The sequence below is a fragment of the Nostoc sp. NMS7 genome (genome assembly GCF_017115085.1).
In the GTDB taxonomy this organism is placed as follows: Bacteria; Cyanobacteriota; Cyanobacteriia; order Cyanobacteriales; family Nostocaceae; genus Nostoc.
The window spans coordinates 59,832-82,706 of sequence record NZ_JABXKJ010000172.1 but is presented as its reverse complement, the minus strand read 5'-3'; the positions used below and the strand labels follow the sequence as shown (position 1 = coordinate 82,706).

At 42.8% G+C, this 22,875-nt stretch carries 25 protein-coding genes and 1 pseudogene; 15 read left to right on the top strand and 11 right to left on the bottom strand.

The genetic code is table 11. The features are described 5' to 3' along the window. Positions 1–137: 137 nt before the first annotated feature. From HWQ38_RS18990 to HWQ38_RS18975, 4 genes are all read right to left on the bottom strand, one after another. Positions 138–293 carry an NAD(P)-binding domain-containing protein gene (locus HWQ38_RS18990; protein ID WP_292796376.1) on the bottom strand — a complete coding sequence of 52 codons (156 nt, stop codon included), beginning with the start codon at positions 291–293 and terminating at the stop codon, positions 138–140. 16 nt (positions 294–309) lie between these two features. Next, a complete protein-coding gene (locus HWQ38_RS18985) occupies positions 310–1,323 on the bottom strand; it encodes an NAD(P)-dependent alcohol dehydrogenase (RefSeq protein WP_292796373.1) in 1,014 nt (337 codons plus the stop codon). Positions 1,324–1,502: 179 nt separating this feature from the next. Further along, positions 1,503–2,423, bottom strand: a complete 921-nt coding sequence (locus HWQ38_RS18980; RefSeq protein ID WP_292796371.1) for an alpha/beta hydrolase — start codon at positions 2,421–2,423, stop codon at positions 1,503–1,505. Positions 2,424–3,002: 579 nt separating this feature from the next. Continuing rightward, positions 3,003–4,616, bottom strand: a complete 1,614-nt coding sequence (locus HWQ38_RS18975) for a hypothetical protein (RefSeq protein WP_292796369.1) — start codon at positions 4,614–4,616, stop codon at positions 3,003–3,005. Between the two features lie 112 nt (positions 4,617–4,728). Between HWQ38_RS18975 and HWQ38_RS18970 the strand changes: the two are divergent. Beyond that, positions 4,729–4,973, top strand: a pseudogene (locus tag HWQ38_RS18970) (hypothetical protein); the annotation flags it as partial. Positions 4,974–5,050: 77 nt separating this feature from the next. Then, positions 5,051–5,293: a glycosyl hydrolase-related protein gene (locus HWQ38_RS18965; protein WP_292796367.1), complete on the top strand. Its 243-nt coding sequence runs from the start codon at positions 5,051–5,053 to the stop codon at positions 5,291–5,293. A 76-nt stretch (positions 5,294–5,369) separates the two neighbouring features. Here HWQ38_RS18965 and psbN read toward each other — a convergent pair whose 3' ends face one another. Next, complete coding sequence (gene psbN / locus HWQ38_RS18960; protein ID WP_292796365.1) at positions 5,370–5,501, bottom strand: photosystem II reaction center protein PsbN; 132 nt, start codon at positions 5,499–5,501, stop codon at positions 5,370–5,372. Positions 5,502–5,586: 85 nt separating this feature from the next. Between psbN and psbH the strand changes: the two genes are divergently transcribed. The 3 genes from psbH (at position 5,587) to pth (ending at position 6,886) form a co-directional block, all read left to right on the top strand. Beyond that, positions 5,587–5,790, top strand: a complete 204-nt coding sequence (gene psbH, locus HWQ38_RS18955; RefSeq protein WP_292796362.1) for a photosystem II reaction center protein PsbH — start codon at positions 5,587–5,589, stop codon at positions 5,788–5,790. 150 nt (positions 5,791–5,940) lie between these two features. Next, positions 5,941–6,213 carry a TatA/E family twin arginine-targeting protein translocase gene (locus HWQ38_RS18950; RefSeq protein ID WP_292796360.1) on the top strand — a complete coding sequence of 91 codons (273 nt, stop codon included), beginning with the start codon at positions 5,941–5,943 and terminating at the stop codon, positions 6,211–6,213. Between the two features lie 31 nt (positions 6,214–6,244). Next, positions 6,245–6,886 carry an aminoacyl-tRNA hydrolase gene (gene pth, locus HWQ38_RS18945; protein ID WP_292796358.1) on the top strand — a complete coding sequence of 214 codons (642 nt, stop codon included), beginning with the start codon at positions 6,245–6,247 and terminating at the stop codon, positions 6,884–6,886. 233 nt (positions 6,887–7,119) lie between these two features. On the opposite strand, the gene HWQ38_RS18940 is transcribed toward pth, so the two are convergent. Continuing rightward, positions 7,120–7,464 (bottom strand): hypothetical protein, encoded by a 345-nt coding sequence (locus HWQ38_RS18940; RefSeq protein ID WP_292796356.1) that lies wholly within the window; start codon positions 7,462–7,464, stop codon positions 7,120–7,122. 514 nt (positions 7,465–7,978) lie between these two features. On the opposite strand from HWQ38_RS18940, the gene HWQ38_RS18935 reads away from it, so the two are divergent. Further along, positions 7,979–8,824: an SPFH domain-containing protein gene (locus tag HWQ38_RS18935; protein ID WP_292796354.1), complete on the top strand. Its 846-nt coding sequence runs from the start codon at positions 7,979–7,981 to the stop codon at positions 8,822–8,824. Here the strand turns inward: HWQ38_RS18935 and folP are convergent. Together folP and tpiA are read right to left on the bottom strand one after the other, a co-directional pair. Further along, the gene (folP, locus tag HWQ38_RS18930) at positions 8,815–9,675 is read right to left on the bottom strand and encodes a dihydropteroate synthase (RefSeq protein WP_292796352.1); all 861 of its coding nucleotides are present in this window, start codon (positions 9,673–9,675) and stop codon (positions 8,815–8,817) included. The genes HWQ38_RS18935 and folP overlap by 10 nt on opposite strands. A 52-nt stretch (positions 9,676–9,727) precedes the next feature. Beyond that, the gene (gene tpiA, locus HWQ38_RS18925) at positions 9,728–10,459 is read right to left on the bottom strand and encodes a triose-phosphate isomerase (protein WP_292796437.1); all 732 of its coding nucleotides are present in this window, start codon (positions 10,457–10,459) and stop codon (positions 9,728–9,730) included. Between the two features lie 231 nt (positions 10,460–10,690). Between tpiA and HWQ38_RS18920 the strand changes: the two genes are divergently transcribed. Further along, positions 10,691–12,172 carry a GTP-binding protein gene (locus HWQ38_RS18920; protein ID WP_292796350.1) on the top strand — a complete coding sequence of 494 codons (1,482 nt, stop codon included), beginning with the start codon at positions 10,691–10,693 and terminating at the stop codon, positions 12,170–12,172. Between the two features lie 603 nt (positions 12,173–12,775). Further along, positions 12,776–12,970 carry a hypothetical protein gene (locus HWQ38_RS18915; protein WP_292796348.1) on the top strand — a complete coding sequence of 65 codons (195 nt, stop codon included), beginning with the start codon at positions 12,776–12,778 and terminating at the stop codon, positions 12,968–12,970. Positions 12,971–13,151: 181 nt separating this feature from the next. On the opposite strand, the gene HWQ38_RS18910 is transcribed toward HWQ38_RS18915, so the two are convergent. After that, on the bottom strand, positions 13,152–14,804 hold the full coding sequence (locus HWQ38_RS18910) for a mechanosensitive ion channel (protein WP_292796346.1): 1,653 nt from the start codon (positions 14,802–14,804) through the stop codon (positions 13,152–13,154). Between the two features lie 199 nt (positions 14,805–15,003). On the opposite strand from HWQ38_RS18910, the gene HWQ38_RS18905 reads away from it, so the two are divergent. The 6 genes from HWQ38_RS18905 to HWQ38_RS18880 all read left to right on the top strand — a co-directional run bounded on the left by HWQ38_RS18905 (position 15,004) and on the right by HWQ38_RS18880 (position 20,136). Beyond that, the gene (locus HWQ38_RS18905; protein WP_292796344.1) at positions 15,004–15,447 is read left to right on the top strand and encodes an SRPBCC family protein; all 444 of its coding nucleotides are present in this window, start codon (positions 15,004–15,006) and stop codon (positions 15,445–15,447) included. A 294-nt stretch (positions 15,448–15,741) separates the two neighbouring features. Beyond that, a complete protein-coding gene (locus HWQ38_RS18900; protein ID WP_292796343.1) occupies positions 15,742–16,353 on the top strand; it encodes a DVUA0089 family protein in 612 nt (203 codons plus the stop codon). Between the two features lie 117 nt (positions 16,354–16,470). Continuing rightward, on the top strand, positions 16,471–17,781 hold the full coding sequence (locus HWQ38_RS18895) for an efflux RND transporter periplasmic adaptor subunit (RefSeq protein ID WP_292796341.1): 1,311 nt from the start codon (positions 16,471–16,473) through the stop codon (positions 17,779–17,781). 725 nt (positions 17,782–18,506) lie between these two features. Next, entirely contained in the window at positions 18,507–18,974 is a 468-nt protein-coding gene (locus HWQ38_RS18890) for a hypothetical protein (RefSeq protein WP_292796339.1), read from the top strand. 140 nt (positions 18,975–19,114) lie between these two features. Continuing rightward, entirely contained in the window at positions 19,115–19,855 is a 741-nt protein-coding gene (locus tag HWQ38_RS18885) for an SDR family oxidoreductase (RefSeq protein WP_292796435.1), read from the top strand. Positions 19,856–20,007: 152 nt separating this feature from the next. After that, positions 20,008–20,136 carry a hypothetical protein gene (locus HWQ38_RS18880; RefSeq protein ID WP_292796337.1) on the top strand — a complete coding sequence of 43 codons (129 nt, stop codon included), beginning with the start codon at positions 20,008–20,010 and terminating at the stop codon, positions 20,134–20,136. A gap of 28 nt (positions 20,137–20,164) precedes the next feature. On the opposite strand, the gene HWQ38_RS18875 is transcribed toward HWQ38_RS18880, so the two are convergent. After that, entirely contained in the window at positions 20,165–20,668 is a 504-nt protein-coding gene (locus HWQ38_RS18875) for a TMEM175 family protein (RefSeq protein ID WP_292796334.1), read from the bottom strand. Between the two features lie 459 nt (positions 20,669–21,127). Between HWQ38_RS18875 and modA the strand changes: the two genes are divergently transcribed. Next, complete coding sequence (gene modA, locus HWQ38_RS18870) at positions 21,128–22,045, top strand: molybdate ABC transporter substrate-binding protein (protein WP_292796331.1); 918 nt, start codon at positions 21,128–21,130, stop codon at positions 22,043–22,045. Between the two features lie 176 nt (positions 22,046–22,221). Here modA and HWQ38_RS18865 read toward each other — a convergent pair whose 3' ends face one another. Next, entirely contained in the window at positions 22,222–22,860 is a 639-nt protein-coding gene (locus HWQ38_RS18865) for a Uma2 family endonuclease (protein WP_292796329.1), read from the bottom strand. Positions 22,861–22,875: the final 15 nt, after the last annotated feature.

Genomic DNA, 22,875 nt, shown 5'->3' with positions numbered 1-22,875 from the left:
TCTGGCAAAAACACTGGCTTTTTGGCAAATACTTTTTCCACGTCACAGATTATCAATGAAGTGAAAAAAGTAAAACTACTGTCCCACAAAGGTTACAGCGATAGCTTGAGCGTTGCCAAAAAATGGATAAAGTCGAGCTAAGAGGTTGTTTGAAAAGTATTTGTGTCTTCCGCAAGGTATTTGAGTGTTTCCAGACCGCGCGAATTGGCGATCAAAATGCTGTGACCTGCTGCGCTCAATTTGCGTACAAGAATTGCGCCCATGTAACCAGCGCCAATAATTCCGATTTTCATGTTTCCCCTTTTTCCTTTAACCCGCTACTTTGATAACGACCTTACCGAAGGCCCCACGAGCGAGATGTTCATACGCTTTGACAGCATCCCCGAAAGGATAAACGCGATCAATGACGGGTTTGATTTCACGCTCATTGATAAACTGGTTCATTCGTTCAAACGCCATGCGATGTCCAACTGCGATGCCGCGAATTGCGGTTTGGCGGAAGATGACAGGCATTAAATTCAGGCTTGCCGTTTGACCCGCCAGGAAACCAATCACGGAGATATGGCCCGCAACCTTGGTTGCAGCGACCGATTGATTAAGACCGTCTCCCCCAACCACATCAAGCAGTTGATCGACACCCTTACCGTCCGTGAGTTTGAGCGCTTGTTGCTCCCAAGCTGGATGGGTGCGGTAGTTGATACCTTCCCACGCGCCCAGAGCTTTTACCTTTTCTAAATTCTCGCCGCGGCTGGAGGTTGCAATCACTTTGGCACCCAAAGCGGCTGCGATCTGGATCGCGAAAATCGAGACACCGCCTGTGCCTTGAACTAAAACCGTTTGGCCGGACTTAAGATTTCCGTATTCGATCATCGAGAACCAAGCCGTCAGCGCAGCAATGGGGAGCGTCGATGCCTCTTCGTCAGAAAGTGCATCCGGTGCTTTAACTGCGCTGTCTTCATGAATAATCATGTATTCAGCCAAGCCGCCGGGAAGGGGCGCGCCGAAGCAGAAGTCAGGCTCATTGGGTTTAGGTGCGCCATCGATCCAGCGCGAATAGAGATGGGAATTAACACGATCTCCTTCTTTGAAGCGACTAACCCCTGCCCCGACCCCGACCACAACGCCCACAGCATCAGAAACGGGAATTAAGGGCTTTGGGATCATATCCGGCTCATAAATGCCGTCTACGATGGCTTTGTCGCGGAAGTTGAGAGACACCGCTGAAACCTTCACCAGCAGTTCGTTGGCTTTGGGAGTAGGCGTTGCGACCTCTTCCAAATGCAGATTGTCGAGGCCGAAGTTTTTGAGTTGCCAAGCTTTCATGAATATGATCCTGTCTATTGAATTTGGTAAAAATCACATCTTTCCACCTCCGTGGACTAAGGAAAAATCAAGGTTTTTAACCCACGGAGGTGGGTTTTGTCTGTGTAGCCGCGACTTCTAGTCGCCTGGCTAGTAATAAATTAGACCTTTCAAACATCCTCTTAGCAGGTATTAAACTGCTAAGAATTAGGAAACTCTAACTCAGCACTTCCCCGTCCTAACTGCACCACCTCAGATGGTAGGTGTCGCTCCAACCAATCTTCTAAATCAGCCATTACCTCAGGATAATTGAGGTCATTCTGAATATCGTGATAGGCTCCTGGATACTCAATTCTCAGCTTATCTTTGCAATTTACCCGTTGATAAAAAATGTCGCTTCCCACTGGTAAAGCCACTCGGTCTGCGCCACCGTGGAGAATCAACAATGGTAATTGCCAATCAGCTGCGTGAGCATTAATCCAATCAACTGTTGCAAAGAATTCTGTAGCTAGACGGGCAGTAGCACGGGTATGTCGCAGTCTATCTTGGACATAGGCGGCTAAAATCTGCTGATCTCGTGAACCAGCGCTGATGTCAATGCCTGTATTCAGGGTGAAACGCGGCCACACCCGCGAGAGCATTTTTCCTAAAAGTACGCGAATTGGTGAAACCCCAACTTTCCCCAAGGTTGGCGCTAAAGCGATCGCACCCTGCAATACTGATGCTTGTTGAGGATAGCGCAAAATGTAATCTAAGACAATCACTGCGCCTAAACTATGACCCAAAATAAAAATTGGGCATCCTGGCTGCTGAGTTTGAATTAATTCTAAAAAGGCTCGCAAGTCTTCACGAAACTCACTCCAAGCATTGATATAGCCTCGCTGACCTGGTGAGCGTCCATGACCACGCAAGTCTAAGCTGTAGATAGCATATTGTCTGGGTATCAAATGCTGAATTACATTACTGTAGCGATCGCTGTGTCCTCCGAGTCCATGCAAAATGGCTAATATTGCCCGTACTTTACCCTCTGGATGCCAGCTTTGGTAATACAGGTCAAGTCCTCCAACACCTTGGAATGTGCCTTCTTTATGAGACACTAGGCGATCGCTATGCTCAATCATAGAGTTAATGTTTTACGTATTTTCCCAGCAAGCTACTAATATGTCAACATATATTGTAGTAAAAATAGCTTCGAGGTATGGGAGTAATTACAGTGAATTTAGTTACCCTTACCTATTTTTTAACAAAGTATGTTCAGTTTAATTCCCCTGCCTCTACAGGCAGAAAGTCTTGTGGCTCTTGTTTTTATCCCCGTTACAAAACTGTACTTCCGACTTCCGACTTATTTAAAGACTTCTAACCCTTGTCGTTAACCACATTTTTATAACAATCAAAGTGTAGCGCTTACCCTGCAATCCTTCCCAGAACTGAAGTTCGGGGCTAATAGCTCAAGTAGACTGAAATTTTCGCTTTTACAGAGTATAGCTATTTACATCACTTAAAATCTTATATTTAGTCCTCTTGAGAGGAATTTAGCTATTAGCCTCGGAATTTATTCCCAGGCGGGATGACAACGAAGCGGAAGATTTATAAAGATGTTGGTAATCACAAGAGCTTCTAACCGTGGGTTGGTTAATAATATGACCTCAAGAATTATGATTAGTTCATGAATTCAAACGCTTCTTAATTACGAATTAGTATTATTTCCCCTGCCACATCTGCCGCAACGACTGAAAAATATTTACAAATACTTCTTCTAGCCAGAGCATAACATCATCAAGCCATTGCAGAAGTTGTTCTAAAGGGTGCTTCTCATAGCCCGTTGAAGTTGCTTTGGTTTCTATCCAGTCTGGCTGTGCCTCGACTTGACTGCTTTGGTGAAATTGCTGTTGCAAAATTTCCCCTTTACGACTCTCGCTTTTAGTTTGGGAAATGCGGGCTTGTGTTTGTTTTGCAGAGGCAACTTTTGCCGATGTTTTTTGACTGGAAGCGAGATTACTAGTTGATTGTTTCCTTTGCACCAAACCAGATTTGACTTGAGGTTGTTTTACACTCAAATTCTTTTGGGGAAAATGTGCTGCTGATAAACTTGATTCTAAACCATGATTTTTCCTTTGAGAAAGTGGAACTGGCTTCTCCACAACTGTTTCGGTGTCACCAAATAAATCACTCCATTTTAGCCAAGAATCATCTGTTAAATCCTGGTTCTCCAACTGAGGGTTTTTGGATAAGGCTTTTCTAGAGCTTGATGATAATAGTTTACCCGGCAATCTCCGATCATTAGTTGTTGACTCAAGTGTTTTTCTATTACCAACACCAAAAAAGTAATTAAGCGCCGCCTCAATCAAAGTCTCAAGATTCACTATATGAGTTTCTAAACCATCAGCAGTGGTTGCAATTTCTCCCTTACCAGCTAATTGCTCTTTGCCATAAAGAAATATATTTAACTGAGTTTGGGCAACTTGGAGAATTTCCTGGCTACGTTCTTGCACAGGTACTAAAGCGTTTGACTCCAACTTAGCAACGGCTATATCTAAAAATGCTAATAATCTATCTGTATTAGGTAAATCTTTTGGTCTACCCTCGGCTAAAACTGGAATGTTAGCTGTATTTCCGTCAGTGAGTTTTGCTAATAAATGGTCAATTTGTAATAATAGCTGCGTTTCCTTTTTAGCTTCAATCAACCGCCAATACTGCCAGTAATTAGCAACTTCGTTAATAATCCGGTCTTCTAATTTTGCCTGCTGTTGGGGTGTCAAAATATCTAGAATTTCATTATCAGCAGTCACAAGTACTAAATTCCGATTGAGCAAATTTGTGGCAATTCCCCGTACTATTGGAAGATGCTGTTGAAGGGGATTTTCCGCTTTATTTTCTATAATATTTGATGATTGAGTAAGATTAGCGTTATGAACACCGAATTTCAGCCGAAAAACTCCCAAGTAAGCCAAGGGTTTGAAAGGTTCAGATATTTTGGGAAGAGTAGAGGCGGGTTCATCAGATGATAGATCATTGACTGCCTCTAATACATGTTGAATGGGACTATCAACATTTGGCATTTCGGGCTGGAAATTGGGATCATTTGGTTGTAACTTTAGTTTAGTTTGTGGTTCTTGGGTGTGTAGCGTTTTCCCAAATGATTCAGATGACTGAAACAGTAGATACACTGGGTAAAGTAGTACCTCTACACCCCACTTAGTGGCAACTTGCAAATGCCGATAGGTGTGTTCCCACTGTTGTGTCACCCGCCGAGATTGCTGGTGGACAAAGTTAAATAGTCTGCTTTGATAACGACCAGAGGAACCAGAAGACATAGTAGTAATTTTTTAGTTCAAGTCTTGTATAAGTTGTGAGACTCCCGCCAAACAATAAAAACGACTAACTGTTAATTATCGTAAGTGACCTTATCTTAGCGAAAATATTTCCCAAGATTTACAAGGTTATCCCTTAGCTGGGTTATCTTTGCGGCTGGCGCTGGTTTGGTGGGCAGATTCTGCTGAGATTTATGTGAATGGGGAGTTAGTGCAGGAGGGTGATTTATTTGATTGTTCGCCTAGAGTGCTTCTCAGTCAAGGGATAAAGCCAGGGGAAGAGTTTATTGTGGCTTTGCGGTTAGTCAGTCCGGGACATTTGGTGCTTTAGTGCGATCGCTCCTAGTTTATCAGTCTACTGTTGATAATAATCCTCCGCTAACAGCATTATTGAAGGGGTGAGATTCCTAGATTTATCAGCTGAAAATTTAATCTTGATGGCCTTGAAACCAGCAGAAGATGACCCACAGCAGTTAATTCTGGGGTGTTATGAATGTCACTCAGAAACAGCCGAGTTATCTTTGCAAAGTGATTTAGGGTTGAATCTAGGAGATACAGTAGATTTGTTAGAGCGTTCCTGTAGCACCGAATTTTCATCTCAGCAACAAATCTTGACGATACAGCCTTGGAAGATCGCTAGTTTCAAGGTGATACCAACGATTAATCCCAGGCTAGAGTGAGCCACTATTGCTCTGTCAGTGGTCAGTTGTGGTTTTCCACTGACCATTGACAAATGACTAATGACAAATGACTAATTTAATCTTCGTGGTCATCAAACGGATCGTTCAATTGCTTGCTAGGAGGGCCAAAGGAGGTATAAATCGACAGTCCGGTGATGGCAATCACCACGACAGCCACAGAAATGCTAAGAACTATTGCGGGTTCCATAATTGAGGGATAGATTATGAGTGCTATTCTTATAGAATATTACAGAAGATTAAAAAAAGCTTTGGTAAGTAATCTTGGGTGAACTATGGCACAAAGGACTTGGTTGGGAGATATCCTGAAACCCCTGAACTCTGAGTATGGAAAGGTGGCTCCAGGATGGGGTACTACCCCTGTAATGGCTGTTTTTATTTCGCTATTTTTTGTGTTTCTGCTAATTATTCTGCAACTTTACAATAAATCACTGTTGATTCAGGATGTACTTGTTGATTGGCGGAGTTTAGGACGCTAACGGATACACAGCTATCAAGTTTGGATCACAAGTTAAGTTACACCCGGTTTTTCCGGGTTTTTTTGTCAAAGTTCAATGCACACTAACTATTGAGTAGACTACATAATATGTGAGTTTCTGTAGTGGTTCTATAGTTTACAGGAGACAAAAATGAATATATTTGGTATCGGTCTGCCGGAAATGGCTGTAATTATGGTAGTGGCGTTGTTAATCTTTGGCCCAAAGAAGCTGCCAGAAATTGGTCGGAGTGTGGGCAAAACAATTCGTAGTTTCCAAGAGGCTTCTAAGGACTTTCAAAACGAGTTTCAAAAAGAAGCAGAACAGCTAGAAGAAGTTGTAAAGACTACTGCTGAGTTGGAACCTAAGCAAATCCACCCTGCTAAATCTGAGCAGGATGCCGCTAGTTCTTCCCAACCTAGCTAGGATGCTGCATATCAATGTGACTGTAGGCAAAATGACAGAACCAGTTACGCAACCAGCTTTGGTAATTCCCCAGCTAATTGTCGGATTGGGGAATCCAGAAGCTAAGTACGACCAAACACGCCATAATATCGGCTTTGCTGCTGTAGAAACTCTCTCCCGTTATTGGCGCATTCCTTTGGCGGAAAACCGCAAGTTTCAAGGTGAGTATGGCGAGGGTATGGCCTCAGGTGGAGGTAAGATTCGCTTGCTAAAGCCGTTAACTTATATGAATCGCTCAGGACAGGCAATACAAGCGGTGACAAGTTGGTATAAATTGCCCCCCGAATCTGTGCTGGTAATTTATGATGATATGGATTTGCCCTTGGGAAAAACTCGTCTGCGCTTATCTGGTTCGGCTGGGGGACATAACGGCATGAAAAGTGCGATCGCACATCTTAGTACCCAAAACTTTCCGCGTTTGCGAATCGGTATTGGTAAACCCAAAGGTGCAGCTAATAACGATGATTCCGATGCTATCTCCCATGTGCTGGGGCGATTTTCCGCAGCCGAAAATCAGTTGATGCCTCTTCTACTTCAGTTTGTGGTTGAGTGTGTTGAAATAAGTCTCAAGCAGGGAGTAGAAAAGGCGATGAATCTTTGTAATAGCCGCACCATTAATAATTCTGAGTCTTAGGGTTAGATGAATACTGCCCTATCAGCTAGAAGAAAGGAGTTTAAAGGCGCTTATTTTGGTTGATGGGCAGCGATTTCAGCTTACTCTATCCAACCAAGATAAAGCCCTTAACGCAAGTATCTCGCTTTCGTAAAAAGCCTTGTAAAACCTCACCCCAACCCTCTCCTTGGTAAGGAGAGGGAGCAAGAATATTCTTTCTCATCTGTGAAAAAATATGATTATATTTACAGATTTTAAAAGCTGATTCTGCCCTCATTTAGTAATTTATATCCAGATGCTAATGCTGTAAAAGCAATGATGAAATCCCATAAGCTAGTTGGCTTAAAAATAACTCCACCGCTTAAGAAAACTAGTACTATACCAATGCCTAGAAAAATCCATCCCAAGTTACCAGTTTCTCTACGAAAAAAAACTAATGCAAATACACCTATCATAGTTGCGATAACTGAAGCTGTAGCAGGTAAGCTACGGTAAAAATATGAATAGTAACCGCTAACAAATATGATGTCTTGACCAAAAAAGTATAAGCCTGTAATAAGTAAGATTAAACCAATAAGTCTGATTAACAGCCTGCTCATAATATTTTTACATTTTTAATGCTGAAGCTAATTTTAATCCGATCATACTGGAGGATTTTATCTTGTGCTATATTTTACGTTAAATACTTTAAATTAAGTGAATATATTGAATAAAAGTCCCGATTGTCTGAAGATGTCAGTACAATTCATGAGTACTGAGTCATAACGAATACTTATATTTTTTTACTCTCAGCACTCAAAACTGGGCACGGGCTAAACCCTAGCTATCTGCTAAAGGTACTGTTTCGGTAATGTTGATTAGATAAAGTAGTCCTTGCCAGGGTTTTATCAAGGTGCTTTAATAGCGATGTCTGACGATAAGAAGCAGAGCTTCTACGCATTCCCCAAAACAGTTTTACTTATAGAATATGTAGAAAACCCGCAGCGACTCGACATCAGACATCGCTGCTGGTTTTCATAAAATTACAGACTCAAAACATTAAACTCAAAGATATGACAAGGTAGTAGCATATCCTTGACATTAAATTCTCCCCAAAGCTGAATAGGAGCATATATGGAGCCAATCATTTTTATAGTTTTAGTGCTTATAGGTTATGCCTTAGGTTCTGCAAAACTGATTAATCAAGGTAATGAAGCCCTAGTCGAACGCCTGGGACGGTATCATCGGAAACTTAAGCCGGGGCTGAACTTTATTGTTCCCTTGGTAGATCAGGTTGTGATGGAAGATACTACACGAGAGCAAATTTTAGACATCAAGCCTCAGAATGTGATTACCAAAGATAATATTTATCTGGAAGTAGATGGGGTTGTGTACTGGCGCATTCGAGATATTGAGAAAAGCTTTTACGCTATTGAGGATCTCCAAGGAGCGCTGATAAACCTGACTACAACCACGCTCCGCGAAATCATTGCCCAGAACACTCTAGAGCAGACCAATGTCTCTAGAGCAGAAATGCACCAAGCTATCTCAGAGCAGTTAAATGATATAACCACGGATTGGGGAGCTGAGATTCTCCGGTTAGATATTCAGAATATTACATTACCTGAGAGTGTACGAAAGTCAAGAGAAGAAGAGCAAGCCGCTGAAATCAAAAAACGGGCGCTGATTACCGAAGCAGAAGGGGAAAAAGAAGCGGCGATTAAAAAAGCAGAAGGAACTATGGCTTCAGTGGAAATCATTTCTCAAGCGCTACGTTCCAATCACAGTCGGGACATTTTGCGGTATCTCGTGGCTCAAGATTACGTAGATGCCAGTCAAAAACTCGGTGAGAGCAATAATGCCAAAATAGTCTTTGTAGACCCATCCAACTCAACTGAAATGTTTCAGGAGTTGATAGCCGAGTCGGCAATTACAGAAGGCCACGGCAAAAAATCCGAAAACGGCAATGCTCAACAGTAAGACTGTGCGGCTTGTCTGAATATTGCATCGGCTACTAGTGAAACATCGCGCATTTCTTGAACATCGTGAACTCGGAGGATATCAGCACCATTAAAAATAGCAGCACAACAAGCTGCTGCGGTTCCCCAAACTCGTGCTTTGGGATCTGGTTGATTTAAAATCCGACCAATGAAACTTTTACGAGATGCCCCTACCAAGATAGGGCAGTTTAGTGTTGTGAGCGATCGCAAGCCGCGAAAAATTTCTAAATTTTGCTCATAATTCTTAGCAAAGCCAATACCAGGATCAATAATAATTTTATCTAGATCAATGCCCGCAGTAGTTCCTACCTCAATTTGCCTAGCCAAAAAACTATAAATCTCCGTGAGCAAATCTTGATAATCAGTCTGTTGTTGCATTGTCTGTGGTGTTCCCCGGATGTGCATTAAAATAATCGGCACATCTAACTCTGCCACTGTTGGCAACATTTCTGAGTCAAAAGTGCCACCAGAAATATCATTAATCATATCCGCTCCCGCTTCTACAGATGCCCTAGCTACAGCAGCACGGGTAGTATCTACCGAAATCGGGACTGAAATTTCTGGTCTAATTACTTGTAACACTGATACTACTCGGTCAAGTTCCTCTGTTAGAGTTATTTGCTTTGCCCCTGGTCGAGTTGATTGACCGCCCACATCAATGATGTCAGCACCAGCAGCTACCAGTGCTTGCGCCTGTACGAAAGCGGCAGAGGTAGTGTTAAACTCACCTCCATCACTAAAGCTATCAGGTGTCACATTCAAAATCCCCATCAAATAAGTTCGCTGTCCCCAATCGAAATAGCGTCCTCGAATTATCAAGTTCTTTGGCATAAATCTACATTAGGCATTCCCATGCTCTGCATGGGAACGAGAAGAAGGCACATCAGACTGATTTAAAATTCACAATCCGAGCGAAACTTTCAGCTTCTAAACTTGCTCCTCCCACTAAAACACCATCAATTTCTGGTTGAGCCATGATCTCATCAATATTATTCGGCTTAACTGAGCCGCCATATTGAATTGATACATTCGGATTACTCAACCGGCTACGAATTAAGCCAATTATCCGATTAGCTTCCACTGTTTCACAAGTGTCACCCGTGCCTATGGCCCAAATTGGTTCATAAGCAATTACCAAATTATTTTGATCAATATCTAGCAAGCCTTTATCAAGTTGGAGAATAATCACTGACTCAGTTTCTCCGGCATCTCGTTGTTGTTTAGTTTCGCCAACACAGAGAATTGGGGTCAAACCAAACCTTTGAGCAGTTCGGAGGCGCAGATTAACGGTGCCATCCGTTTCACCAAAGTATTGCCGTCGTTCACTATGACCGACAATCACAAAGCGCACACCACTTTCTGTCAGCATTGGGGCAGAAATCTCACCCGTATAGGCTCCAAATTCTTCCCAGTGGACATTTTGTGCCCCCAGTTGGATGAGGCTACCGTGCAAACTCTTGGACAAAAGGCTTAAATCAGTGAACGGAGGGCACAATATCACTTCTCGCCCTTGCGGGGTTTCCTCTAAGTGAGGCAGAAATCCTTGTAAAAACTCCTGGGTCTCTGCCTGAGTTTTGTACATTTTCCAGTTGCCGGCAATAACGATTTTCCGCACAGGTAATTTAGTCAAGATCCTAACGCGTTATTTAGATGCATTTTTCAGTTTATGACTTTTTGTTAGCCATTAGTCTACTAATTGGGCATTGGGAATACTTATCCCCCCTTGTCTGGTTTGTCTGCCTCATCTCGCCAAACCGCTCCTCAAAATAACTAGGATAGTGAATGGGGCGTATTTTAAATTTAAAATCTAAAATTTAAAATCTAAAATCTAAAATCTAAAATTGATATGACTTCGACATTGCCTTTGCCTGAACCTGATCAAAGCGATTCTGCTAACACTGATGGAAATTCTCTCAGCTGGGAGGAAGAACTGGATAATGCTATTTTCAGTTTTGAAGATATTCAAACAGAACTGAACTATAAACAAGCGCAAACGGCGCTGCGAAACTTGGTAGCTAATCTTGACCTCACCCCCCAAGAAAAAACCGGGTTAGAGGCGGAAATTGCTGATTTGGAAACCATGCTGGGGAAGTTAGACCGGATGGTGGTGCAGATTGCGGCTTTTGGCATGGTGGGACGTGGCAAATCTTCGCTACTGAATGCTTTGGTTGGGCAAACAGTATTTGAAACTGGGCCACTGCATGGTGTCACCCGTGCTGCACAAACAGTTAGTTGGAGTATTAGTGAGGAAGCGATTGGGGAAACTGAACGGGCTTTGCGAGTCACTCTCCCTGGTGTAGGTCAATCTCAAGTTGAATTAATTGATACTCCTGGGTTAGACGAAGTAGATGGTGCAACCCGTGCCGCATTAGCTGAACAGATTGCCAAACAAGCAGATTTGATTCTGTTTGTGATCTCTGGCGACATGACGAAGCTAGAATACATGGCTCTTTCTCAATTGCGGGAAGCAGGTAAACCGATCATTCTGGTGTTTAACAAAGTAGACCAGTATCCAGAAGCTGACCGGATGGCAATTTATCACAAAATCCGAGATGAAAGGGTGCGGGAATTACTCACACCTCTAGAAATTGTTATGGCTGCGGCATCGCCATTAGTAAAGACGGCGATTCGTCGCCCTGATGGTAGTAGGGGCATACAGTTGCGTACAGGGAACGCGAAAGTCGAGGAACTGAAGCTGAAAATCTTGGAGATTCTGCACCGTGAGGGTAAAGCTTTGGTTGCTCTCAATACCATGCTTTATGCCGACATTGTAAATGAGCAATTGATAGAGCGAAAAGTGATGATTCGGGAACAGAATGCCAATCAGTTGATTTGGAAGGCTGTGATGACTAAGGCATTAGCGATCACACTTAATCCCCTAACTGTGGTAGATATTCTCAGTAGTGTGGTGATTGATATTGCTCTAATTTTGGGTTTATCTAAACTCTATGGTTTCTCAATGACTGAAGCCGGATCTGTACAATTGCTACAAAAAATCGCCCTGAGTATGGGCGGCATCGGTGCTAGTGAATTGTTAGCAAATTTGGGCTTGAGTGGATTAAAAACTTTACTTGGAATCTCTGCAACAGCTACGGGTGGCATTGCGCTTGGCCCTTATATATCGGTGGCACTCACCCAAGCGGGAGTAGCTGGTGTTTCTTCTTACGGTATTGGACAAGTTACCAAAGTTTATTTAGCCAATGGTGCGACTTGGGGTCCTGATGGGCCGAAAGCAGTGATTAATCGGATTTTGGCAAACCTGGATGAGGCTTCAATTCTCAACCGGATTAAAGATGAATTGCTGTATAAAGTAAAACTCAAAAAGTGATGCATATAAGATCAAACCTCACCCTCAATCCCTTTACTTGGTAAGGAGAGGGAAGCCGGAGGCAGGGTGAGGTTTTATATTTAATTGGACCCACTTACTTACAGCAGTTTTCATCTATTTGAACCACATCTGTCGTAGGGGCACAGCAATGCTCATACGTGTCAACTTAAGCCAAAACCCTTTTAAAACCTCGTTTCCAGCCAGAGGCTGGAAATGCTGCTCGTTGCGGCTCTGCCGCAAGTCTTGAGGCTCCGCCTCAAGGACGAGCATTCCCAGTAACGAGACAATCTTAAAAGCTGCTTATAGACTGGCTTTCACGTTAAGTTGACACCAATGAGCAATGCTGTGCCCCTACCGCGTGGTCTATTTACGTGAAAATAGCTGTAAGTTAAAAATTTATGAGGGTTGCTCCTTTCTGTGATCCTACTCTGCTACCAGATAGAACTTTCCTTGATGCGATATCTACGATGGTCACTGAGCTTTGTCGTTCGCGCAGCGTCTCCTAGATGCGGGCTACGCCAACGCAGTTAACGGCAGTGAACTACCCTTTTAAAATTTATTAATTTAATTTTTTCAAGTTACAAAAATATTGTAGATACTCGATTGCGCCTCTCTGAACTCGGAACTTCGACCTTTGAACTCGGAACTTTGACCTTTGAACTCGGAACTTCCACCTTTGAACTCGGAACTTCCACCTTTGAACTCGGAACTTCGACTTCTGAACTCGGAACTTCGACCTTTGAACTCGGAACTTTGACTTCTGAACTCGAAACTTCGACCTTTGAACTCGGAACTTAAGCTTCAGAACTCGGAACTTAAGCTTCTGAACTCGATATGTCAAGTTCTACACTCAAACTCCGAGATTCTCAACTCTAACTTTCAACCTCTTAAGCAAAATTGCCGATAGATTTTTTTCACTATTGATGCTCACGGCTGCACTTTCGGAGATTTACAGACAAAATTGCACCTTCATCAACTTCTAGTTTCTACCTTTGAAAGAGTTTAGCCATTCTTGAACTTGCTCTCGTGCAATCTCGCGCCCTCCAAGACCAAAGGCTAGGGCAATAGCAACAGCGATCGCACCTAGTAAAAGTCCAAAGGCTAAATTTACAATATCACTGGCAACTCCAATCTGTTGCAGTGCCATTGCAGAGACTAAGCCAATGATCGCAATCCGCGCTATTTGACCCAAAATCTGGGCTTGGCGTTCGCCGGAACTGGTAATGATGTTAAAAGCTAGATTTGCCAGGAATAAGCCAATGGCAAAGATCACCAATCCCGCCAAAATCCGCCCGAAGATGACCACAATACCAGACACTAATGCTGTCAGGGCTGGAATATTCAGGATATTCACCGCCGCCACCGTCGCAAATAGCATGATACCTACTAAGGCAATAATGCCGACAATTTCCGATGGAGTGCGGCTTGGAGTCTGGGGGGCTGTTGATTCTCTAGAAATTACGATTTGTCTGGTGGGTGTTGTCAGACCCAAAATAGTGAAAATGTTATTAAAGCCTAAATTGGTGAGGATACTTGTAACCAAATCTGCGACAAACCGCCCCACAAAATAGGCTACAATCCAAATTGCCACAGCTGTAAAGATCGCAGGTAGCGCATTAAGAACCTGTTGCAGCATGGCGATCGCAGGTATAGAGATCGCATCAATTCGCAAGGCATTCAGCGCTGCGATCGCCACAGGAATCAAAATCAAAACATAGACAATTGTGCCGATAATACTCGATAGAGGTTGCACCCCGGCAGCTGAAGATAATCCCAACCGACTACCTAAACGGTCAATGCCTGTTGCCACCAGCAAGTTCGTCACAATCCGCCGCACCACATTAGCGATGAACCAGCCAACTAGAGAAATTAATATCGCCGCTAAAATCTTCGGCAGAATTAGCAGAACTTCTGTAATTAGAGCTTGTACTGGTTGTAGAGCCTGTCTGAGTTCGAGAGCATCCAAAACTGGGGCGAGAAACAGTAAAAATATAAACCAATACAGAGCATTACCAATCGTCTCACTCAAAGACAACTGATTCAGGCTGGGTGCCCTGTCTGGTGGTTCTGGATTCAAACGCTCATCCAAGTTAAATGCCTGTAATGAGCGTACAGTGATAATCTTCACAATGGTCGCCAAAAACCAGGCGGTTGCCAAAAGAATTCCCGCACCAACCAACTTTGGCAAAAAGCCAATAAGTTGATTGAGAAAATTATTCAGTGGTCGAGAGGCTACCTCCAGATCCAATGTCTGTAAAACAGCTACCGCCGTCAATAGGATAATGCTCCAAAAGACTAAGCTGGAGATTAATTTCTCCACTTGAAGAACATCTTGACGACCTGTTATCCCGGCGGCAATGCGGTTATCTATGTTTGTGCGATTCAGGATTCCTCGCGTCAGTGCTGCTGCGCCCAACGCAATTAGCCAACCTACTAACAAAATTGCCACTGCCGCCAGCAGCCTGGGTGTAAATAGAATCAACTGTTGAACAATACCTTGCACATCAGCGATTCCTTGATTGACTGCTGGTTGTGTCAGTTGCAGGTTAGGCGATTGTGCCAAAAATAGCTGTCCGCTCGTAGACAAAGCAACTCCTATCACCTGGGTTATTCCTTGCCAAGTTGTGTTCATGGTTTTCGGGAATTAAGCTTAAGTATTTGCCGCAAACACTGAGTCAGTGTTTCGCCTATCAATTTAGCAGTAAAAATATAGATATATGGGATTGAGATCAAGAATAATTTTTGAGTTTGTTACTGATATTTGCTTCACTCTACTGTCAGTGCGGAATTTTGCGTTACTCTAATTGCAGCAACAGCATCAAAGATGTGGAATGTCCCAAGTTTTGTCACAATCGATTCAAATTAATGCTACAGCTACGGTGGTGGAGCGCTGTATTAGCGATTTAAACCTCATGCACCGTTGGCTCAACCCCGTTCTCCGTTGCGAACCTGTGGACGAAGCTTGGAGTACTGATGTCGGCAGTCAAAGTCGTTTTATCATTCAAATTCCTCTACTAAAACCCACCTTGAATAGCGTAATTGTGGAACGCGAACCGGGTTTGATAGTCTGGGAATTTCAGGGATTTTTTCAAGGGCGCGATCGCTGGGAATGTCAGCCAACAGAAAGGGGAACGTGCCTAATCAACCGTTTTGAGTACGATATCCCTAACCCTTTAGTGAGTTGGGGTTTCAACACCTTTGCTGCATCTTGGACAAAAGAAGATATGCAAGCCCAACTGCACCGCCTCAAACGAGTCGCAGAAGAACAAGAATAATTCACTCATTGGTCTTATGAACTAGCTATGAACTTTCGTTCATGGCCACTTTTTATATAGCAGAATAGTGCTTCATCATTCCCTTAAGTATAAACACGGCTTCTAACCTTTGTAGATGGGGTTAGAAGCCTTTGAAAGTAAGTGTTATTACGTTTTTTTACCCACATTAATAGCTTTATTTCTCAGTGAATTTTCTGTAAAGTAGGTAAAAAATTTTTCAATCATTAAAGACACATATTAGTATCGAAACGTTAAAGGTAGACAAAAAGATTCGTTTCTAGGGTAAATAACCGAATGGCTACTGTAAATGTTTTGACAAATTTATCACTGACTACAGTGGGAGCAGCAGTTATTGCACTGGGAGCAGGAGGAACCGCACAAGCTGCGACTTATACTGAACTAGGTGATGCAGGTAAGACTTTAAAAACCGCCCAAAATCTTCCTCGTGGCATTAATGTCATCAAAGGAACTATCTCTTCTAAAAAGGATGCTGACCTGTTTTCTTTTTTTTGGGATAGTGGGCGATTCAAAGCTACAACAGTCGATGGTGCATCCTTCGATACCCTACTAGAACTGTTTGATTCGTCAGGTACGGTAATCGCTCTGAAGGACGATTCTAAGGGTACGGCGCAATCCACTATCAATCAATTTTTGGATACTGGTGAGTACTTCTTGGGAATATCATCCTTCCCCAACTTTGACCTAGACCAATTTGGTATTAATTATGGTACTATTCCTGGTTTGTCTTCTGGCGATTACTCTATCACCCTAAATAAGAAGACTGCTTCTATTCCCAAACCCATTTCTGTTCCCGAACCCGCTTCTCTGATCGGTATCTTAGGCTTAGGTGCTTTGGGCATTACTTCTGTTCGCAAGCGTAAACAACAAGTCCCAGTTAAGGCATAAGCATCTATTTTTCTTTGGGTTGTTTAATTTAACTAACTACTGCTGTGTCAATATGGTGCTGACACAGCATTTTTAATAGAATTATAGTTAATTTGTTCCTTAAGTTCCTCATCAGCCATGACATCCCCTGAGCCTCAAACTGATTTTGGAGATAAACCTCCACAAAACTCATTTGAGCCACCTTCTGGAAAACGGCGGTGGCTTTGGCTGTTTTTAGCTGCACTACTATTGTTAGGAGGCGGAGCAGCTCTAGTTTGGCGTTTGGTGACTCCGCAAAATTCAGCACCTTCAACTGCTAAGGCTCAACCTCTAGGGGTAAGAGTCAAAATATCGACAGTACAAAGCGGCATAATTGAGGAAAGTTCAGATTTTATTGCTAGCCTAAAGTCCCAGCGCTCAGTCAGGCTCCAGCCGAAGATTCAAGGCCAAGTTACCCAGATATTTGTCAAATCGGGAGATCCAGTCGCAGCCGGAGCGACAATTATCCAAGTAGATCATACGCCACAAGCTGCGATCGCTCTTAACAATCCTGTACCTCAAGCATTTTTAGTGCAACTGGAAAATGCCCGCGCTACACTCAAATCTCTGGAAGCAGAACGAGCATCCTACGTTGCGAATGTGCAATTATACCAGCAGAACTACCAAAAGTATGTCACCCTAGCTGAGGAAGGAGCCGTGTCTCGACAGACTCGCAATCAGTATGCTGATCGGCTCGCCACTACTAAGACTAGTCTTGATGCAATTAATTCTAGAATTCAAGCACAACGAGCGATCATATTGCAAGCTGAAAAAGCCTTGCAGCAAGGTAATGTAAATACTCAAAAACAACAGATCGAGTATGACAAAATTACCGCTCCCTTTAGTGGCACAATTGGCGACATTGCGGTGAAAGTCGGTGATTTAGTTAATACTTCCACACAATTAGTTAATATCACCCAAAATCGACCTTTAGAAGTCAATATCTCTGTACCACTAGAGCAAGGAACCCAATTGCGTAAGGGAATGCCAGTGGAGGTGATGAACACACAAGGTCAGAAGCTTGGTAGAAGTAGGGTCTTTTTTATTGCGCCTAATCCCAGTAATGAAACACCAGGGATACTGATCAAAGCACTGTTTAATAACCCTAATGGTCAGCTACGTGCAGATCAATTGGTCAGAGCTAGATTGTTCTGGAATCAGCGCCCCGGAGTTTTAATCCCCACAACAGCAATGACTCGTATAGCTGGGGATACTTTTGTTTATGTAGTTGAAACCGAAAATTCTCCCCAAGGTGTATCCCAACAAGTAGCTCGGCAAAAGCGAGTCAGGCTAGGCGAGATTAAAGGTAATAGTTATCAAGTTATTGAAGGATTACAGCCAGAAGATAAAGTTATTATCTCAGGGTTGCTCAATCTCAGGGATGGTGTGGCGATCGTTCCAGAATCTTAATTAAGGGGAGCAGTCCTCAATTTTGTCTGCTACCAATGCCCAGCCAAGAGCGTTAACTATAGCAATCCTACTAAATGAGTTACAAACAAAAGATCCCCGACTTCTTGAAGAGTCGGGGATCTGAGGCTGTAGGTGGAGAGCAAATCAAATCGGATTGCTATCTATATATAGCGATGTCTGACGACAAGCCGCTCTGCGTCTACACTCCTTTGTATGCAATACACTCTGACCTCTCTGTTAAAAAAAGAGCATTCGTGACAGCTTAAGCTATAAGCCATATTCCGCACTTCCAGATATAATACATCGATCTTCAAGAATAATTCCTAATAAAAGTTAATCATTAAGTATTAATACTGAGACTTTATGCTGGTTTTTGATTGATATCTAACCACCATTTGCCAAATATTGGAAATCTTCGTATATTACAAAATGAAGTGCAGAAGTGGGGTATAATTCCTTTTGTCAGTAGTGATGAGGCTATAAATGATCCACGCTATCGAGGATTTATCTAATTAAGCTTTAAGACAAGAATGAACGATAATTTTCCCGATGATGCTTCGGCGTAGCCCAACTTAGCGATCGCAGGCTGAAAATTTGTGTTTATAACCTCGATTTTGACTAAATTTTAAGCAGCATTACTTATTGACAAATGGTTAATGACCTTAACTTGTCGCCAACGGGTAAAGGTAAACAATTCGACAATTACGTAAAGGAGATGTCTAATTATGTCAGTGCAAATCATCAAATCTAAATATGGTTTAGTTTTAACTTTTTTACTTGGACAGATAATGTTATTTGCTGCGCCAGTACAAGCTGGAGTGCAGGGCAAAAGTTATAATATGAATGTTTATTCGAGTCGGGGAGATAATTTTACTGCTTGTTTTCAATTTGATCCCAACGGTACCCTAGAGTTTCTGGGACAAAACGCTACTTATAACGTTAGTACCGATCAGATAAGTTGGCAAGCAGTCACACAACCACCTTCACCATTAGTAAGTATCGCACTTAAGGGTGTAGTACAAGGAGACTTTGTTGCAGCTCGGGCGATAAGTGGTACTGCTCTCAATTCTAACGGCACTACTTTTACATTTAATGGAACAGTGTTATCTCAGCCAATATGTCCGGCTCAATTGCCGCTAAGTCCAACAAATCTTCAATTCGGGAGACCTCCCGGAAATCCCTTCTTAGAATAATTTAATCTACGCAGATTTGATAAACTAGATAAGCTTTTGGTTAAGGAAGACAGACACCTTATGAAAGATGTCTTTAGACAATACCTGTGTGATTAGCACTTAAATTCTGTCAAATTCAGTAGGGTGATTGGGTTTACATGATGACATCTATAGCAGGAAAAGTTGCAATTATCACAGGTGCATCGCGGGGAATTGGACGAGCGATTGCACTCAAGTTAGCTGGTAACGGTGCGTCTGTTGTCGTTAATTATGCGGGTAATGCAGGCAAAGCACAGGAAGTTGTTGCGGAAATTGAAAAATTGGGAGTAGAGGCGATCGCTATCCAAGCAGATATTAGTAAAGTACCCGACATCCAACGGTTATTTGAGCAAACACTTGAACGCTTCGGTAAAGTCGATATTTTGGTCAACAATGCCGGAATCGCCTTCTATAAACCAATTACTCAAGTGACAGAAGAAGAGTTTGACAAGATTTTTGCCATTAATGTCAAAGGCACCTATTTTACTTGCCAACAAGCCGCGCAACATATCGCAGAAGGGGGACGGATTATCAACTTTTCCTCATCAACCACGGTGATGATGCTGCCAACTTATAGTGCTTATGTCGCAACCAAAGGTGCTGTTGAACAAATCACACGGGTATTAGCTAAAGAATTGGGTGCAAAGGCGATCGCAGTTAATGTTATTTCTCCTGGCCCCACCGATACAGAACTATTTCGAGAAGGCAAAACACCAGAACAGATAGACCGATTAGCCCAAATGGCTGCTTTTGGCAAACTGGGAGATGTGCAAGAAATCGCCGATGTCGTAGCATTTCTCGCTAGCGACGAAGCTAGGTGGATCACTGGGCAAAACATCCGTGTAAACGGTGGAATCGCGTGAGATGATCAACCTTCTCCTGATAAACGCGATATTTTCTGTTTCAAAATTTAAGCTAGTAACGTAATTCGTTCAAGAAGTGAGAGTCTTCTCAATGCGACGGTCAGGGATCAGCCACATAATTGCAACTAAAACGTACAATGCATAGGTAAACCATGAGTTCACAAAGGCAAGTGGAATTGCCACAGCATAGAACACCACCGATACTTTTCCCTTCAAGTCTCCACCGACTGCGATCGCTAGAGTCGAATCCCTACCTTGGTAAGAAATCAGGGCGCGGGTAAGGATGAAGTAAGCGATGCCTTCGGCGGGCTACGCCAACGCAGCCAAGAACAACACCGTACCATAAAGGGCAACTGGCAAGGCGGCAAAGTGATTCTCACCCATCCAGCCAGTGACGAAGGGAATTAGCGACAACCAAAACAGCAAATGCAGATTAGCCCAAAGGATACGCCCATTAAGGTGTCGGACTGCTTGTAATAGGTGATGGTGATTGTTCCAGTAGATACCGATATAAATAAAACTCAGGACATAGCTCAGAAATACCGGAATCAGCGGACGTAGCGCGGCTAAATCAGATTCATGCGGCACTTTGATTTCTAGCACCATAATGGTGATGATGATGGCAATCACCCCATCGCTGAATGCTTCTAACCTCCCTTTTCCCATCTGTGCAGGTACTCCTTTTCTGTTTACTTGAAAGTAAGTTGCGCCAAATCCTTGACTGAATATTTTATCAGTTTCTGTGGTGCGTCGATTTAGTCTGCGATCGCCCAGTTGAGACAAAGCAAAATTTTTTGACCACCAGCGCGACATTGTTTGTTTCCTTGAACACCCAATTTTACCAACTGTACTATCAGTGAATATACTTAATATAGAATCCGTTTGAGAGATTGCTTTTGAACAGTTGCCGTCAAAAGTCAGATGCATATACTTCTTTGAAATAGAAAAATTATATTTTTAAAATAACTTTATACAAATTTTCTCTATAGTACAGATGCATTAACCTACTTTCTTGGTATTTGAAGCGGTTTTATGGCAGTATAAGTACATAGATGACTGTATTTTATATATAAAGATGCTTTCAAACTAGTTGTAATTGATTGGACATTAAAGTAGGTTTAAATACATAACTAACAAAGATTGCTTACCAGCTATGACTTCTTCTTACCCTGTCTTCTGGATGGAGTGAAAAGCAAACTTTCAAGGCTGGGTGCAAAATTTGGAATTTCAAAAATTGTAGTAACTCGCACATTAAATCTACGGAAATATTTCATGAAGAAAAGGTACAAATTAGCATTGGCTACCGCTAGCATTGCTTTGGGTTTTGGTATAATCCAAGCTAAACCAGCACAAGCTGCTACATTTAGTGGTCCGATTAACATCTATGCTGCTGCCAGCTTGACCGACACCCTACCCCAGGTTGAGGAACTTTACCAGCGAAGCAACCCCAACGTCACCTTTATGAATACCTTTGGGGGTTCTACTGGTCTCGCTAATCAAATCATAATGGGAACAAACCTAATGGGAACAAATCCAAAGCCAGTAGATATCTTCTTCTCAGTATCCCAAGCACCGTTAGATAATCTGCAACTTAATAACAAACTAATAGCAGGAACCAGGCAAGACATACTAAACAACACCTTGGCTATAATCACGCCGATAAATTCAACCATATCTATATCAAAGGTTGAAGACCTATTAAAACTGCGTCAAGTGGCTATTGGTGATCCTGCGTCTGTTCCAGCAGGAGTATTCGCCCAGCAATTATTTACCAATTCCGGGATATCGCAGCAAATCCAATCCAAACTTGTCTTGGGCACGGATGTGCGTGATGTACTAAATAAAGTGTCAAGCGACACCACCGATACTATAGATGCGGGCGTTGTTTACACCACAGACGCTCTAACAGCACTTAATAAAGTCAAAATTGCATACACTCCGCCTATCAACCTTTACTCTCCGATTGTTTATGGCTCTGCTGTACTCCAACAAACTCAAAACCCAGACGCAGCTAGGGACTTCAACTCCTTTCTGGTCACCCCTCAAGCATTATCTGTGTTTCAGGTATCTGGATTCACGCCTATCCCCGAACCTATGACTACTGGTGGCTCAATAGCAGTAGGTATAGTCGGCCTTATGATGAAGCCAAAGGTAAAGGCAAAAGCCAAAGCTAAAGCAGCAGTGGATTAAAGGTTTTTGGCTGTATTCTCAATCAAAATTGGATTCACAACTGCAAATAGGAATCAACCCAGATTATACCTGGGTTTTTTTTGCTCTTGTGTCTCATGTAAAAGTGCTTGTTTTACAGCATCATGGAATAGGTCTTTGGCAGCCATTTATCCTCACATTGAAGCGATCGCCGAGATTTAATTCTCACTCGGCAATTTCCGCCGCAATTCTCGAATGGCGGTGCTAGTATTACGCTCGTAGGCAATTTGCAAACACTCTGTGACTATCTCTGACACATTGATGTTGGGGAAATAGCGGCTACTGGTTTCAACAGTGTAGCGATCGCCTTGCAATCTGTAAATCATCAGCTGGTTCTTCCTCAACAACCAAACTTCTGGTACTCGATAAGGCAGGTAGTCATTCACATCCGTGTAGCTGGTGATGTCTATCTCCACCACCAAATCGGGTGATGGATCAACGCCCCAATTGATGCGATCTTTACCTGCAATTGCCTCCCAGTTTTCAATATAAAAACAGTAATCTGGTTCAATACCACTTTCCTGTGGCAGTTCCATTGTGATTGGGGTAAAGGCTTCGTATTCTCGTCCCAGATGATCGAGCAAAACTTTGACTACATCTGCAATTACACTTACTTTACGCCCATGTTCTGGTAGCGGTGCCATCAAGATAATTTCTCCATCTCGATACTTAATGCGAGGGGAAGAGCGATCGCCTAGTTGTTCATTCAGTGCTTGATAGTCTTGCCAACTTCCGAGTAGACGGACTACCGCGCCTGGGGACAAATGGATTGTATTGGGTGTGACAACAGCGAACATAGAACTGATACCTCC

Excerpts from the sequence above, each read along its gene's own strand:
- HWQ38_RS18990 (WP_292796376.1), bottom strand. The coding sequence starts at position 293 with ATGAAAATCGGAATTATTGGCGCTGGTTACATGGGCGCAATTCTTGTA.
- HWQ38_RS18985 (WP_292796373.1), bottom strand. The coding sequence starts at position 1,323 with ATGAAAGCTTGGCAACTCAAAAACTTCGGCCTCGACAATCTGCATTTG.
- HWQ38_RS18980 (WP_292796371.1), bottom strand. The coding sequence starts at position 2,423 with ATGATTGAGCATAGCGATCGCCTAGTGTCTCATAAAGAAGGCACATTC.
- HWQ38_RS18975 (WP_292796369.1), bottom strand. The coding sequence starts at position 4,616 with ATGTCTTCTGGTTCCTCTGGTCGTTATCAAAGCAGACTATTTAACTTT.
- HWQ38_RS18965 (WP_292796367.1), top strand. The coding sequence starts at position 5,051 with ATGGCCTTGAAACCAGCAGAAGATGACCCACAGCAGTTAATTCTGGGG.
- psbN (WP_292796365.1), bottom strand. The coding sequence starts at position 5,501 with ATGGAACCCGCAATAGTTCTTAGCATTTCTGTGGCTGTCGTGGTGATT.
- psbH (WP_292796362.1), top strand. The coding sequence starts at position 5,587 with ATGGCACAAAGGACTTGGTTGGGAGATATCCTGAAACCCCTGAACTCT.
- HWQ38_RS18950 (WP_292796360.1), top strand. The coding sequence starts at position 5,941 with ATGAATATATTTGGTATCGGTCTGCCGGAAATGGCTGTAATTATGGTA.
- pth (WP_292796358.1), top strand. The coding sequence starts at position 6,245 with ATGACAGAACCAGTTACGCAACCAGCTTTGGTAATTCCCCAGCTAATT.
- HWQ38_RS18940 (WP_292796356.1), bottom strand. The coding sequence starts at position 7,464 with ATGAGCAGGCTGTTAATCAGACTTATTGGTTTAATCTTACTTATTACA.
- HWQ38_RS18935 (WP_292796354.1), top strand. The coding sequence starts at position 7,979 with ATGGAGCCAATCATTTTTATAGTTTTAGTGCTTATAGGTTATGCCTTA.
- folP (WP_292796352.1), bottom strand. The coding sequence starts at position 9,675 with ATGCCAAAGAACTTGATAATTCGAGGACGCTATTTCGATTGGGGACAG.
- HWQ38_RS18920 (WP_292796350.1), top strand. The coding sequence starts at position 10,691 with ATGACTTCGACATTGCCTTTGCCTGAACCTGATCAAAGCGATTCTGCT.
- HWQ38_RS18910 (WP_292796346.1), bottom strand. The coding sequence starts at position 14,804 with ATGAACACAACTTGGCAAGGAATAACCCAGGTGATAGGAGTTGCTTTG.
- HWQ38_RS18905 (WP_292796344.1), top strand. The coding sequence starts at position 15,004 with ATGTCCCAAGTTTTGTCACAATCGATTCAAATTAATGCTACAGCTACG.
- HWQ38_RS18900 (WP_292796343.1), top strand. The coding sequence starts at position 15,742 with ATGGCTACTGTAAATGTTTTGACAAATTTATCACTGACTACAGTGGGA.
- HWQ38_RS18895 (WP_292796341.1), top strand. The coding sequence starts at position 16,471 with ATGACATCCCCTGAGCCTCAAACTGATTTTGGAGATAAACCTCCACAA.
- HWQ38_RS18890 (WP_292796339.1), top strand. The coding sequence starts at position 18,507 with ATGTCAGTGCAAATCATCAAATCTAAATATGGTTTAGTTTTAACTTTT.
- HWQ38_RS18885 (WP_292796435.1), top strand. The coding sequence starts at position 19,115 with ATGACATCTATAGCAGGAAAAGTTGCAATTATCACAGGTGCATCGCGG.
- HWQ38_RS18880 (WP_292796337.1), top strand. The coding sequence starts at position 20,008 with ATGAGTTCACAAAGGCAAGTGGAATTGCCACAGCATAGAACACCACCG.
- HWQ38_RS18875 (WP_292796334.1), bottom strand. The coding sequence starts at position 20,668 with ATGTCGCGCTGGTGGTCAAAAAATTTTGCTTTGTCTCAACTGGGCGAT.
- modA (WP_292796331.1), top strand. The coding sequence starts at position 21,128 with ATGAAGAAAAGGTACAAATTAGCATTGGCTACCGCTAGCATTGCTTTG.
- HWQ38_RS18865 (WP_292796329.1), bottom strand. The coding sequence starts at position 22,860 with ATGTTCGCTGTTGTCACACCCAATACAATCCATTTGTCCCCAGGCGCG.